At 59.0% G+C, this 12398-nt stretch carries 13 protein-coding genes and 1 pseudogene; 4 read left to right on the top strand and 10 right to left on the bottom strand.

Annotated elements, in window-relative coordinates; genetic code table 11:
* Window positions 1-37: 37 nt before the first annotated feature.
* The 5 genes from ACA041_RS31260 to ACA041_RS31240 form a co-directional block, all read right to left on the bottom strand.
* Window positions 38-418 carry a RidA family protein gene (locus tag ACA041_RS31260; RefSeq protein WP_003229509.1) on the bottom strand — a complete coding sequence of 127 codons (381 nt, stop codon included), beginning with the start codon at window positions 416-418 and terminating at the stop codon, window positions 38-40.
* Window positions 419-455: 37 nt separating this feature from the next.
* Entirely contained in the window at window positions 456-2561 is a 2106-nt protein-coding gene (spoT, locus tag ACA041_RS31255; RefSeq protein WP_497439251.1) for a bifunctional GTP diphosphokinase/guanosine-3',5'-bis pyrophosphate 3'-pyrophosphohydrolase, read from the bottom strand.
* 57 nt (window positions 2562-2618) lie between these two features.
* Complete coding sequence (gene rpoZ, locus ACA041_RS31250) at window positions 2619-2882, bottom strand: DNA-directed RNA polymerase subunit omega (RefSeq protein WP_007894670.1); 264 nt, start codon at window positions 2880-2882, stop codon at window positions 2619-2621.
* Between the two features lie 167 nt (window positions 2883-3049).
* Window positions 3050-3670 (bottom strand): guanylate kinase, encoded by a 621-nt coding sequence (gmk, locus tag ACA041_RS31245; protein WP_497439250.1) that lies wholly within the window; start codon window positions 3668-3670, stop codon window positions 3050-3052.
* Window positions 3671-3682: 12 nt separating this feature from the next.
* Window positions 3683-4546, bottom strand: coding sequence for a YicC/YloC family endoribonuclease (locus ACA041_RS31240; RefSeq protein WP_497439249.1), 864 nt, complete (start codon window positions 4544-4546; stop codon window positions 3683-3685).
* A gap of 270 nt (window positions 4547-4816) precedes the next feature.
* Between ACA041_RS31240 and rph the strand changes: the two genes are divergently transcribed.
* The 3 genes from rph (at window position 4817) to gltS (ending at window position 7478) form a co-directional block, all read left to right on the top strand.
* The gene (rph, locus tag ACA041_RS31235; RefSeq protein ID WP_059403877.1) at window positions 4817-5539 is read left to right on the top strand and encodes a ribonuclease PH; all 723 of its coding nucleotides are present in this window, start codon (window positions 4817-4819) and stop codon (window positions 5537-5539) included.
* Window positions 5540-5568: 29 nt separating this feature from the next.
* Window positions 5569-5937, top strand: a complete 369-nt coding sequence (locus tag ACA041_RS31230) for a DUF4870 domain-containing protein (RefSeq protein WP_307334689.1) — start codon at window positions 5569-5571, stop codon at window positions 5935-5937.
* A 335-nt stretch (window positions 5938-6272) separates the two neighbouring features.
* The gene (gltS, locus tag ACA041_RS31225; protein WP_497439248.1) at window positions 6273-7478 is read left to right on the top strand and encodes a sodium/glutamate symporter; all 1206 of its coding nucleotides are present in this window, start codon (window positions 6273-6275) and stop codon (window positions 7476-7478) included.
* Window positions 7479-7580: 102 nt separating this feature from the next.
* Here the strand turns inward: gltS and crc are convergent, their stop codons facing one another.
* Window positions 7581-8360 (bottom strand): catabolite repression control protein Crc, encoded by a 780-nt coding sequence (gene crc / locus ACA041_RS31220; RefSeq protein WP_007934608.1) that lies wholly within the window; start codon window positions 8358-8360, stop codon window positions 7581-7583.
* 82 nt (window positions 8361-8442) lie between these two features.
* On the opposite strand from crc, the gene pyrE reads away from it, so the two are divergent.
* Entirely contained in the window at window positions 8443-9087 is a 645-nt protein-coding gene (pyrE, locus tag ACA041_RS31215; protein WP_253433763.1) for an orotate phosphoribosyltransferase, read from the top strand.
* Window positions 9088-9290: 203 nt separating this feature from the next.
* On the opposite strand, the gene argB is transcribed toward pyrE, so the two are convergent.
* The 4 genes and pseudogenes from argB to dut all read right to left on the bottom strand — a co-directional run bounded on the left by argB (window position 9291) and on the right by dut (window position 12398).
* Window positions 9291-10196, bottom strand: a complete 906-nt coding sequence (argB, locus tag ACA041_RS31210) for an acetylglutamate kinase (RefSeq protein WP_008007602.1) — start codon at window positions 10194-10196, stop codon at window positions 9291-9293.
* A 40-nt stretch (window positions 10197-10236) separates the two neighbouring features.
* Window positions 10237-11640: pseudogene (locus ACA041_RS31205) on the bottom strand (phosphomannomutase/phosphoglucomutase); the annotation flags it as partial.
* Window positions 11634-11909 (bottom strand): hypothetical protein, encoded by a 276-nt coding sequence (locus tag ACA041_RS31200; RefSeq protein WP_497439247.1) that lies wholly within the window; start codon window positions 11907-11909, stop codon window positions 11634-11636. The gene ACA041_RS31200 and the pseudogene ACA041_RS31205, both read right to left, overlap by 7 nt.
* A gap of 33 nt (window positions 11910-11942) precedes the next feature.
* Window positions 11943-12398 carry a dUTP diphosphatase gene (gene dut / locus ACA041_RS31195; protein WP_497439246.1) on the bottom strand — a complete coding sequence of 152 codons (456 nt, stop codon included), beginning with the start codon at window positions 12396-12398 and terminating at the stop codon, window positions 11943-11945.

The following is a 12398-nucleotide window of genomic DNA, read 5'->3' as shown; positions in this document are numbered from 1 at the left end:
AGAATCGGCGCAGCCTCAAAAGACTGCGCCGGACGCATTACTCGATGACCAGAATGGCATCCATTTCAACCTGCGAACCCTTTGGCAGGGCGGCCACACCGATGGCGGCGCGGGCAGGGTAAGGCTGGTCAAAGTACTTGCCCATGATCTCGTTGACCTTGGCGAAGTGGCTCAGGTCGGTGAGGAAGATGTTCAGTTTGACGATGTCCTTGAACGAGCCACCGGCAGCTTCGGCCACGGCCTTGAGGTTCTCGAACACCTGGACGGTCTGGGCTTCGAAGCCCTCGACCAGTTCCATGGTTTTTGGGTCCAGAGGAATTTGACCCGACATGTAAACGGTGTTGCCAGCCTTGATCGCCTGGGAATAAGTACCGATGGCGGCCGGGGCCTTGTCGCTGGTGATAACAGTCTTGGTCATTGATGACTCCTTGTAATGGGTTGGCTACGTTGGCGAGCTATGCACGCATGCGGGTGATGCGGATCACCCCGGTCAGGGCGCGCAGTTTCTTGATCACGCGGGCCAGGTGCACGCGATCGTGCACGCTGACCACCAGTTGGACCACGCTGATGCGACCGTCGCGTTCGTCCATGCTGATTTTTTCGATATTGCCATCGGCCGCGTTGACGCTGCTGGCCAGCAGGGCGATCAAGCCGCGCTGGTGTTCCAGCTCGACGCGCAGTTCGACGTTGAATTCGCCGGTGACATCCTTGGCCCACGAGAGCTGGATGCATTTTTCCGGGTTGTGGCGGATTTCACTGATGTTGCGGCAGTTGTCCAGGTGCACGACCATGCCTTTGCCCGCAGACAGGTGGCCAACGATCGGGTCGCCCGGGATTGGCGTGCAGCATTTGGCATAGCTGAGCACCAGGCCTTCGGTGCCGCGGATCGCCAGCGGACCTTCCGCGCTCGGCAGTTGTTCGCCTTCGCCGAGCAGGCGGCGGGCGACCACGTAAGCCATGCGGTTGCCCAGGCCGATGTCTTCGAGCAGGTCTTCGATCTGGTCGAGGCGATACTCGGTGAGCATGGCTTTGACGCGCTCGGCCGGGACCTTGTCCAGGGCGCTGTCGAAACCGTTGAGGACCTTGTTCAGCAGGCGTTCGCCAAGGCTGATGGACTCGGAGCGGCGTTGCAGTTTCAGTGCATGGCGGATGTGGGTCCGTGCCTTGCCGGTGACCACGAAGTTGAGCCAGGCCGGGTTCGGCCGTGCACCCGGAGCGCTGACGATCTCGACCGTGGAGCCGCTTTGCAGCGGTTCGGACAGCGGTGCGAGACGACGGTTGATCCGACAGGCAATGCAGCTGTTGCCGACGTCGGTGTGCACCGCGTAAGCGAAGTCGACCGCCGTGGAGCCTTTGGGCAGCTCCATGATCCGGCCTTTGGGCGTGAACACGTAGACCTCGTCCGGGAACAGGTCGATCTTCACGCTCTCGATGAATTCCAGCGAGTTGCCGGCGCGTTGCTGCATCTCCAGCACGCCCTTGACCCACTGGCGGGCGCGGGCGTGAGTGCCTTTTGGCTGCTCGTCGCCGCTGGATTTGTACAGCCAATGGGCGGCAATGCCGTTGTTGGCCATCTCTTCCATTTCACGGGTGCGGATCTGGATCTCGATCGGAACACCGTGCATGCCGAACAATGTGGTGTGCAGCGACTGATAGCCGTTGGCCTTGGGGATCGCGATGTAATCCTTGAAGCGGCCCGGCAGTGGTTTATATAAGTTATGCACAGCACCCAGCACGCGGTAGCAGGTATCGACCTTGTCGACGATGATCCGGAACGCGTAGACGTCCATGATCTCGTTGAAGGCCCGACGCTTGCCGCGCATTTTCTTGTAGATGCCGTAGAGGTGTTTCTGGCGACCGCTGACCTCGCCCTGGATGCCGTCGATGGCCAGGCAGTGGCTGAGGGATTCTTCGATCTTGTTGACGATTTCCTTGCGGTTGCCCCGGGCGCGTTTGACCGCCTGGTTGATCCGCGCGGAACGCATCGGGTGCATCGCCTTGAAGCCGAGGTCTTCGAATTCTATGCGGATGGCGTGCATGCCCAGCCGGTTGGCGATGGGCGCATAGATTTCCAGGGTTTCCTTGGCGATGCGCCGGCGCTTCTCACCGGACAGTACTTCCAGGGTGCGCATGTTGTGCAGGCGGTCGGCGAGCTTGACCAGGATCACGCGAATGTCGCGCGCCATGGCCATGGCCATTTTCTGGAAGTTTTCGGCCTGGGCTTCGGCTTTGGTCTCGAAGTTCATCTGGGTCAGTTTGCTGACCCCGTCGACCAGTTCGGCCACGGTTTCGCCGAACTGCGCTTGCAGCGCTTCCTTGGCAATGCCGGTGTCTTCGATCACGTCATGCAGCATGGCCGCCATCAGGCTCTGATGGTCCATATGCATGTCGGCAAGAATGTTCGCAACCGCCAGTGGGTGCGTGACGTACGCCTCACCGCTGCGGCGGCGTTGGCCGTCGTGGGCTTGTTCGGCGTAGAAGTACGCTCGGCGGACCAGGTTGACCTGGTCCTTGCCGAGGTAGGTCGATAAGCGATCGGCGAGGGCGTCTATGCTCGGCATGATGACTCCTGCCGTTCGCTGTGACCCCGCGCCGTGCTACGTCGACCAGGCATAGGCTTAGACGGCCTCGTTGGACTCGTCCTCGAACGCTGCGAACAGCGGTTCGTCTTCGACGATTTCAGCATTGGCGATGAACTCATAGCTCATCAGGCCTTCAGCGATTTCACGCAGCGCTACAACGGTAGGCTTGTCGTTTTCCCACTGAACCAGTGGCTCTTTGCCGCCGGTGGCCAGTTGACGGGCACGTTTGGTGGACAGCATGACCAGCTCAAAACGGTTTTCCACGTGGTTCAGGCAGTCTTCAACGGTTACGCGGGCCATGGTATTCCTCGGAGCGAATGCAATATGCGCGCTGCCCGGTTGGGCGAGCGGACTCAACAGTTTAAAAAATCACCAGCGTTTAGGGAAGCGCTGATTTTTTGACCAAGCCCTTCGACGCGCTGCATGTGCCAATGTAAAGCCCTTGCAACGGTTTTGGGAAGAGCTGTTTAGCCGAGCAATTCGGCCAAAAGTTTTCCGTTACGCTGCTGCTGACGCTTCTGATGCAGCTGATTGGCACGGAAAATCGCCTGCAAGTCCTTCAGGGCATGGGCGAAATTATCGTTGATGATCAGGTAGTCGTAGTCGACGTAATGGCTCATCTCGCTGACCGCTTCACGCATCCGGCCATCGATGATCTCGTCGCTGTCCTGGCCGCGGTTGGTCAGGCGCTGGTGCAGGGCCTCAAGTGAAGGCGGCAGAATGAAGATCGAGCGCGCCTGAGGCATAAGCTTGCGCACTTGCTCGGCGCCCTGCCAGTCGATTTCCAGAATCAGGTCGTGGCCTTCGTCCAGGGTCTGCTGCAGGTGGCTTTGCGAAGTCCCGTAGAGGTTGCCGAACACTTCGGCACGCTCGAGGAAATCGCCGTGCTCGATCATCTTCACGAACTCGCCGCGCTCGACGAAGTGATAGTTCACGCCGTTCACTTCACCGGGGCGCATGGCCCGGGTGGTGTGGGAGACCGAAACGCGGATCTCCTGATCAGCGTCGGTCAGGGCCTTGACCAAACTGCTCTTACCCGCGCCCGAAGGGGCGGAAATGATGTACAGGGTGCCGGTGCTGTGGGTCATGTCGGGGTAGCCTTACTCAATATTCTGCACTTGTTCGCGCATCTGCTCGATCAACACTTTGAGGTTGACCGCAGCCTGGGTGCTGCGCGGGTCAAAGGCTTTGGAGCCCAGTGTGTTGGCTTCGCGGTTGAGTTCCTGCATCAGGAAGTCCAGGCGCCGACCGGCAGCGCCGCCCGACTTGAGTACCCGGCGGACTTCGATGATGTGGGTGCTCAGGCGATCCAGTTCTTCGGCGACGTCGCTTTTTTGCGCGAGCATGACCATTTCCTGCTCCAGTCGCTGCGGATCCATCTCGGCCTTCATGTCGGCAAAGCGGTCGAGGACTTTCTGGCGCTGGGTAGCGAGCATCTGCGGGACCAGTTCACGCAGGGTCAGTACATCGCCTTCGATGGAAGACAGTCGATCGTTGATCAGTCGCGCCAACTCCGCGCCTTCGCGTTCCCGGCCGGCCTTGAGTTCTTTCAAGCCTTCGTTGAACAGCGCCAGGGCTTCGGCATTCAGGGCTTGCGGGTCCGTCGCGTCGCCCACCAGCACCCCAGGCCAGGCCAGGACTTCCAGCGGGTTCAGGGCCGCCGGATTCTTGATCAGGCCGGCGATGGTCTCGGCCGCCGCAACCAATTGCGCGGCGCGCTCGCGGTCGACTTGCAAGGGTTTGTCGGTGTTTTCTTCGGTGAAACGCAGGGTGCACTCGAGCTTGCCCCGGGAGATTCCCTGGCGCAGCGCTTCGCGGACCGCGCCTTCGAGCTCGCGAAACGATTCCGGCAGACGCAGGTGCGGCTCCAGGTAGCGGCTGTTGACCGAGCGCAGTTCCCAGCTCAGGGTGCCTTGGGCGCCTGCTTTTTCGACGCGGGCGAAGGCGGTCATGCTGTGCACCATGGAGGTACCTCGCAAAATGCAGGTTCTTGCGTTACCAAAGGTTTCGCAGACCCGATCAATATGAATTTAAGCCCAGAGGCAGCAAAGGCGCAGGATTGTAGCGCAGTGGGGGGAATGGGCCCAAACACACAGTGTCACAAAGAGCTGCAGGCCGTCGGCTATGCTCTATTGCGGGCCTTCAGTCGTCGGCTGGATTTTTTAGAAGTGCCCAGGCGCGGCCCACGGCTCTATAATGTTCGGCAGTTTTCCGTCCCCGTACAGGTATTCCCTATGAAACGTCCAAGTGGTCGCGCTGCCGATCAGCTCCGCTCGATCCGCATTACCCGCAACTACACCAAACACGCCGAGGGATCTGTACTGGTCGAGTTCGGTGATACCAAAGTCATCTGCACCGTCAGCGTCGAGAACGGCGTGCCACGGTTCCTCAAGGGTCAGGGGCAGGGCTGGTTGACTGCCGAGTACGGCATGCTGCCGCGCGCCACCGGCGAGCGTAACCAGCGTGAAGCGAGCCGCGGCAAGCAAGGCGGCCGCACCCTGGAAATCCAGCGCCTGATCGGTCGTTCCCTGCGCGCTTCGCTGGACATGTCCAAGCTGGGCGACGTCACCCTGTACGTCGACTGCGACGTGATCCAGGCCGACGGCGGCACCCGCACCGCGTCCATCACCGGTGCCATGGTTGCGCTGGTCGACGCCTTGAAAGTGATCAAGAAGCGCGGCGGCCTGAAAGGTGGCGACCCGCTCAAGCAAATGATCGCTGCCGTTTCCGTTGGCATGTACCAGGGCGAGCCTGTGCTCGACCTCGACTACCTGGAAGACTCGGCTGCCGAGACTGACCTGAACGTGGTAATGACCAGCACTGGCGGCTTCATCGAAGTCCAGGGCACCGCCGAAGGTGCACCATTCCAGCCTGAAGAACTGAACGCCATGCTGGAGCTGGCGAAGAAAGGCATGAACGAAATCTTCGAACTGCAAAAGGCTGCACTGGCCGACTGATCGAACCCGCTCCAGGCAAGGAGGACGTTATGAGTGACGAGCAACAGCTACTTCCCACGCCGAGCAAAGAGGTGCGGCAATGGGCGATGTTTTGTCACCTGTCCGCCTTGCTGGGGATCTGGATTCCTTTCGGTACGCTGATCGGCCCGCTGATTCTCTGGCAGATCAAGCGTGAGATGGACCCGTTTGTTGATGCGCAGGGCAAGGAGGCCCTGAACTTTCAGATTACCGTCGCGATTGCCTCGGCCATTTCCATCTTGCTGATGGTGGTGGTCATCGGGTTCTTCCTGATCGGTCTGGTGGCGATCGGTGCGCTGGTGCTGACGATCATTGGTGGCGTGAAGGCCAATGAAGGGGTGCCTTATCGGTATCCCTTCACCTGGCGGTTGATCAAATAAAGATCAACACAGTTACCCGCGGCTTAAAGCAAATGCCCCGACTAGTCGGGGCATTTGCTTTTTTGAAATTAGATGAGCCTCTCCAGTTGTGTGCGACGGTGGATTACACTTTTAGTCACAACTGCACAGCTTCAGCACCGTCTATGTGCTTGGCAATGACGCTCGGCGATTGATAAAGTTGTACTAAGTAATATTTATCAGAAAATATTTCGATCCTTTCAGACCATAGACGGTCCCTGAATCTAAAACCAATCAGTGTTGATACCCATCAACCTGTTCAAGAGGCGTGTCCGGGTAAAAAGTTCGCCTCTGAATGTATATCCAAGAATATCCCAATGCTTCAGCTCGATTTTTACGGAACACTTGTGGCCGCCTCTTTAGTACTTTTGCTGGGGCGCGGACTTGTCGCACGTGTCGGTTTTTTACGCGTTTACAATATCCCCGAGCCTGTAGCAGGCGGCCTGGTAGTTGCCCTGGTTCTCCTGGCCATGCGAGCGCTTGATATTGAAGTTCGATTTGATACTTCACTGCAGACACCCTTGATGTTGGCGTTTTTTGCCACCATTGGCTTGAGCGCAGACTTCGCCAGCCTGAAGAAAGGCGGACGCGTAGTGGGGATTTTTCTACTGGCGGTCATCGGGCTGTTGGTGGTCCAGAATGCCATGGGCATCGGGCTCGCGAAGGCGTTGGGGCTCGATCCGTTGATGGGCCTGCTGACAGGCTCGATTACCCTGGCGGGCGGGCACGGTACAGGCGCTGCGTGGGGGACGACGTTCAGTGAGAAGTACGGTCTGGCGTCCGCCTCTGAGCTTGCGATGGCCTCTGCGACCTTTGGCCTGGTGCTGGGCGGCTTGATTGGTGGTCCGGTCGCTCGCCTGCTCATCAAGCGTGTGCAGACACCCGGTTGCGAGCACGAAAAGCCACGGCTGCCAAAGGGCTTTGAGCAGCCGAACAAAGAGCGCTCGATCACGCCATTTTCGTTCATCGAGACACTCGCTCTGATTGCCGTCAGCCTATTGGCAGGCTCCCTGCTGAATAGTCTGCTCCACGAGACCGCGTTTGAGTTGCCGACGTTCGTTTGCGTCTTGTTTGTGGGTGTACTTTTACGCAACGGACTTTCAGCACTTGGCCTGTATCAGGTGTTTGAGCGTGAAGTTTCGGTGCTGGGAAATGTCAGCTTGTCGCTGTTTCTGGCGATCGCCCTGATGTCGCTCAAGCTGTGGGATCTGGCGGCACTGGCGTTGCCGTTTTTAATCATTCTGGCTGCGCAAACCTTGGTCATGGCGCTGTTTGCGATTTTCGTGACGTTCAGAGTAATGGGCAGTAACTATGATGCGGCAGTACTGGCGGCCGGACACTGCGGTTTTGGACTAGGTGCCACGCCAACGGCCATCGCTAACATGCAAGCAGTGACACAGCGTTACGGGCCTTCGCAGATAGCGTTCCTGGTGGTGCCAATGGTGGGGGCTTTCTTCATCGACATCATTAACGTCATCGTGATCAAGTTGTACCTTGCGCTGCCGTTTTTCGCCGCTGCTTGAAGTTCAGGTCGCTGAGCTTGCATAAATAAAAAATGCCCGTATCTCGCGATACGGGCATTTTCTTCAGTCTGGGCAATGTCGCTTTTAGCTGCGAAACGACGCTTAAATGGTCAGCGTCCAGTCGTAGTCCACGATCAGCGGCGCATGCTGCGAGAACCGTGGCTGGCGTGGCAGGCGTGCGCTACGTACGAAGCGGCGCAGGCCCGGGGTCAGCAACTGGTAGTCGAAACGCCAACCGAGGTTGAGCATTTCCGCCTGTTCGTTGTCCGGCCACCAGCTGTACTGGTCACCTTCACGGCTGACTTCGCGCAGGGCATCGACATAGCCCATGTTGCCGACAATCTCGTCCATCCAGGCACGTTCAGGTGCCAGGAAGCCCGGGGATTGCTGGCTGTCGCGCCAGTTCTTGATATCCAGCTTCTGTTGCGCCACGTACAGCGAGCCACAATAAATGTACTCGCGACGTTTGCGTCGCTGTTTATCCAGATAACGGGCGAAGTCGTCCATTAGCTTGAACTTCTGGTTCAAGTCTTCATCGCCGTTCTGCCCCGAAGGGAGCAGTAAGGTCGCGATGCTGACCTTGTCGAAATCGGCTTGCAGGTAGCGCCCGTAGCGGTCGGCCGTCTCGAAGCCGAGACCGCTGATGACTGCCTTCGGTTGCAACCGCGAATACAAAGCCACGCCACCTTGGGCGGGAACTTCGGCTTCGCAGGCATAAAGGAAGTAGCCATCCAGTTGGAAGGCTGGATCGTCCAGTTCAAAGGCGGAGGCGCGGGTGTCCTGCAGGCAGATGACGTCGGCATTCTGTGCTTGCAGCCAACTGAGCAACCCTCGCTCCACTGCAGCCTGAATACCATTGACGTTCACACTGATGATCCGCATAAATGGCCCCAAAAATCGCGTGCGTGTATGATACACGGCGTCAACCTAATTAGCTAAATCCGTGGTATTTGGGGTTTTTTTCATGCAAGCGTATCAGCGCGATTTCATTCGTTTTGCCATCGATCGCGGCGTTTTGCGCTTCGGCGAGTTCACCCTGAAGTCCGGGCGCACCAGTCCTTACTTCTTTAATGCCGGGCTTTTCAACTCGGGTTCGGCCCTGGCGCAGCTGGGTCGTTTCTACGCGGCAGCCATCGTCGAGAGCGGCATTCCCTTCGACGTTCTGTTCGGTCCGGCCTACAAAGGCATCCCTTTGGCGGCAACCACCGCTGTGGCCCTGGCCGAACACCATGAACGTGATTTGCCATGGTGCTTCAACCGCAAGGAAGCCAAGGCCCACGGCGAAGGCGGCAGCCTGGTAGGCGCACCCTTGACCGGCGACGTGCTGATCATCGACGACGTGATCACCGCTGGCACCGCCATCCGCGAAGTGATGCAGATCATCGCGTCCCAGGACGGTGCCAAGGCGGCCGGTGTGCTGATCGCGCTGAACCGCCAGGAGCGTGGCAACGGCGAGTTGTCGGCGATCCAGGAAGTGGAGCGTGACTTCGGCATTCCGGTGATTAGCATCGTTTCGCTGAACCAGGTGCTGGAGTTCCTGGCGGACGATCCGCAGCTCAAGCAGCATTTGCCGGCTGTTGAAGCCTACCGCGCCCAATTCGGCGTCTGACCCAATCCCCCTGTGGGAGCGAGCTTGTATGGCGAGGGAGCTTGCTCCCGCTGGGCTGCGTAGCAGACCCAAGGATTTTGTGAGCGCTGCGCACTCAAGCGGGAGCAAGCTCCCTCGCCACAAAAAGTGGGTTGCCACAGGGATCGCAGGCAAAAAAAGACCCCGCTCAGCCAGGCTGAGCGGGGTCTTTTTGTACGTATTGCTTAGTGACGCTTGCGATTGCTGATCAACGTACCCACACCGGTATCGGTGAAGATCTCCAGCAGAATCGCATTAGGCACCCGGCCATCGATGATCAACGAGCTGCCCACGCCACCTTGTACCGCTTCCAGTGCGCAACGGATCTTCGGCAGCATGCCGCCGTAGATGGTGCCGTCGGCGATCAGATCGTCGACTTGCTGGGTGGTGAGGCCGGTCAGGACCGTGCCCGACTTATCCATCAGGCCGGCGATGTTGGTCAGCAACATCAGCTTCTCGGCTTTCAGCGCTTCGGCGACTTTACCGGCCACCAAATCGGCGTTGATGTTGTACGACTCGCCGTTGGCGCCGACGCCGATCGGCGCGATCACCGGGATGAAGTCGCCTTTGACCAGCAGGTTCAGCAGGTCGGTGTTGATCCCCACCACTTCACCCACCTGGCCGATGTCGATGATTTCCGGCTGGGTCATCTCTGGCGTCTGGCGGGTCACGGTGAGTTTTTTCGCACGAATCAGCTCGGCGTCTTTACCGGTCAGGCCGATGGCGCTGCCGCCATGGCGGTTGATCAGGTTGACGATATCCTTGTTGACCTGGCCACCGAGGACCATTTCCACCACGTCCATGGTCTGCGCGTCAGTGACGCGCATGCCATCGATGAAGTGGCTCTCGATCGACAAGCGCTTGAGCAGGTCGCCGATTTGCGGGCCGCCGCCGTGAACCACCACCGGGTTGATGCCGACAGCTTTCATCAGCACGATGTCGCGGGCGAAGCCGGTTTTCAGCTCCTCGCTTTCCATCGCGTTGCCGCCGTATTTGATCACCAGCGTCTTGCCGACATAGCGGCGAATGTAAGGCAACGCTTCGGACAGGACCTTGGCGGTGTTGGCGGCGGCTTCGCGTTCGAGGGTCATTCAGGGCTCCGGCACTTCGATAAAAAGGCGCTTCAATAAATCAAAACGGTAGTTGGAGATCAGGTGCAACACGCTTCAACTGGACTTTGAACACGTCCTTGATGCGCTGCAATTCCGCCTCGTCATCAGCCTCGAAGCGCAGCACCAGCACCGGTGTGGTGTTGGACGCGCGCACCAGGCCCCAGCCTTTGGCGTAGTCGACTCGCACGCCGTCAATGGTGGTCAGGTCGGCGCCTTCGCCCCACTTCGCGTCGTGCAATGCATCAATGATGCTGAATTTGCTCTCTTCGGTCACATGGATATTGATTTCAGGCGTAGAAATATCGTTCGGGAAGGTCGCAAACAGCTCTTCCGCGGTGGATTTCTCTTTGCTGAGGATCTCCAGTAGGCGCGCAGCGCTGTAAATGCCGTCGTCAAAACCGAACCAGCGCTCCTTGAAGAAGATGTGCCCGCTCATTTCGCCGGCCAACAGGGCGCCGGTTTGTTTCATTTTCTTTTTGATCAACGAGTGACCGGTCTTCCACATTAGCGGACGACCGCCGTATTCCTTGATCAATGGCGTCAGGCGGCGGGTGCATTTGACGTCGAAGATGATTTCCGCGTCAGCGTTGCGCGCCAGTACGTCACGGGCGAACAGCATCAGCAGGCGGTCCGGGTAGACGATGCTGCCGGTGTTGGTCACCACGCCGACGCGGTCGCCGTCGCCGTCGAAGGCCAGGCCCAGGTCAGCGTTGGTTTCCTTGACCTTGGCGATCAGGTCGACCAGGTTTTCCGGCTTGCCCGGATCCGGGTGGTGGTTCGGGAAGTTGCCGTCGACTTCGCAGAACAGCGGGATGACTTCGCAGTTCAGCGCTTCGATCAATTGCGGGGCGATCACGCCGGCGGCGCCGTTGCCGCAGTCGACCACGACTTTGAGGCGGCGAGCCAGTTTGATGTCCTGGACGATTTCGGTGTTGTAGCGATCGAGGATTTCGACCTGGGTGATGCTGCCCTTGCCGCTGCTCAGATTGTTGGTCTTGAGGCGTTCGTGCAGGGCCTGGATCTGTTCGTTGGCCAGGGTGTCGCCCGCGATGACGATCTTGAACCCGTTGTAGTTCGACGGGTTGTGGCTGCCGGTGAGCATGACACCGGATTTGCCGGCCAGTACGTTGGCGGCGTAATACAGCGCAGGCGTTGGCACCAGGCCGACGTCGCTGACGTGGCAGCCGCTGTCGGCCAGGCCCTTGATCAGTTGTTCAACCAGCTCCGGGCCGGACAGGCGCCCGTCGCGGCCAACCGAAACGTTGGGTTCGCCCTGGGCCAGGCTCTGGGAACCGATGGCGCGACCAAGCCAATAAGCTGTTTCAGCGTTCAAGAATTCCGGGACGGTGCCGCGAATGTCGTAGGCGCGGAAGATGCTGTCGGGGAACTTGGGTGCGACTTGTGCTGGGGTGCTCATTACTGGAAATGCTCCATCTCTAAAGTGGCTGGACCTGCCGGCGAAAAACTCGCCAGCTGGCTCAAACTGAAGGGTATGACGGTGTTTTCGGCAGAGAGTTCGTGGTGTGTAAAGGCCATGCCACCTGCATTTGCGAGGAAATCACCGGCCAATGCCTTGATTTTGAGCCGTAGACCTTTCAGATGAACTTTGTGCAAATTGTGGCAAGGGAGCTTGCTATCGCTTGCGTGAGCAGCATTCACAGAATCGGGCCGCTTCGCAGTCAGCGCGAGCAAGCTCCCTCGCCACAAGGGGTGCCATCTTTCGGATCAGTGGCTACCGGAATGACCAAAACCGCCGGTACCGCGCTGGGTTTCGACGAACTCATCGACCATCTCGAAGTGCGCTTGAACCACCGGCACCAGCACCAGCTGAGCCAGGCGTTCGCCGACAACCATGTTGAAATCGGTCTGGCCACGGTTCCAGCACGACACCATCAGCGGGCCCTGGTAATCGGAGTCGATCAGACCGACCAGGTTGCCCAGCACGATGCCGTGCTTATGGCCCAGGCCGGAGCGCGGCAGAATCAGTGCCGCCAGACCCGGATCGCCGATGTACACCGACAGGCCGGTAGGAATCAGCAGGGTTTCGCCGGGCTTGATGACGGTGTCTTGTTCCAGCATGGCGCGCAGGTCGAGGCCGGCGGAGCCTGGCGTGGCGTATTGCGGCAGCGGGAAATCGGTACCGATGCGAGGGTCGAGGATCTTGGCTTGCAAAGCGTGCAT

The sequence above is a fragment of the Pseudomonas sp. LBUM1676 genome (genome assembly GCF_059695605.1).
Note: the sequence above shows the minus strand (reverse complement) of the source record. Positions and strands in the feature narration are given on the sequence as shown.

Bases quoted from the DNA above. Each gene is read 5' to 3' on its own strand.
- ACA041_RS31260 (WP_003229509.1), bottom strand. From the start codon at position 418: ATGACCAAGACTGTTATCACCAGCGACAAGGCCCCGGCCGCCATCGGT.
- spoT (WP_497439251.1), bottom strand. From the start codon at position 2,561: ATGCCGAGCATAGACGCCCTCGCCGATCGCTTATCGACCTACCTCGGC.
- rpoZ (WP_007894670.1), bottom strand. From the start codon at position 2,882: ATGGCCCGCGTAACCGTTGAAGACTGCCTGAACCACGTGGAAAACCGT.
- gmk (WP_497439250.1), bottom strand. From the start codon at position 3,670: ATGACCCACAGCACCGGCACCCTGTACATCATTTCCGCCCCTTCGGGC.
- ACA041_RS31240 (WP_497439249.1), bottom strand. From the start codon at position 4,546: ATGGTGCACAGCATGACCGCCTTCGCCCGCGTCGAAAAAGCAGGCGCC.
- rph (WP_059403877.1), top strand. From the start codon at position 4,817: ATGAAACGTCCAAGTGGTCGCGCTGCCGATCAGCTCCGCTCGATCCGC.
- ACA041_RS31230 (WP_307334689.1), top strand. From the start codon at position 5,569: ATGAGTGACGAGCAACAGCTACTTCCCACGCCGAGCAAAGAGGTGCGG.
- gltS (WP_497439248.1), top strand. From the start codon at position 6,273: ATGCTTCAGCTCGATTTTTACGGAACACTTGTGGCCGCCTCTTTAGTA.
- crc (WP_007934608.1), bottom strand. From the start codon at position 8,360: ATGCGGATCATCAGTGTGAACGTCAATGGTATTCAGGCTGCAGTGGAG.
- pyrE (WP_253433763.1), top strand. From the start codon at position 8,443: ATGCAAGCGTATCAGCGCGATTTCATTCGTTTTGCCATCGATCGCGGC.
- argB (WP_008007602.1), bottom strand. From the start codon at position 10,196: ATGACCCTCGAACGCGAAGCCGCCGCCAACACCGCCAAGGTCCTGTCC.
- dut (WP_497439246.1), bottom strand. From the start codon at position 12,398: ATGCACGCTTTGCAAGCCAAGATCCTCGACCCTCGCATCGGTACCGAT.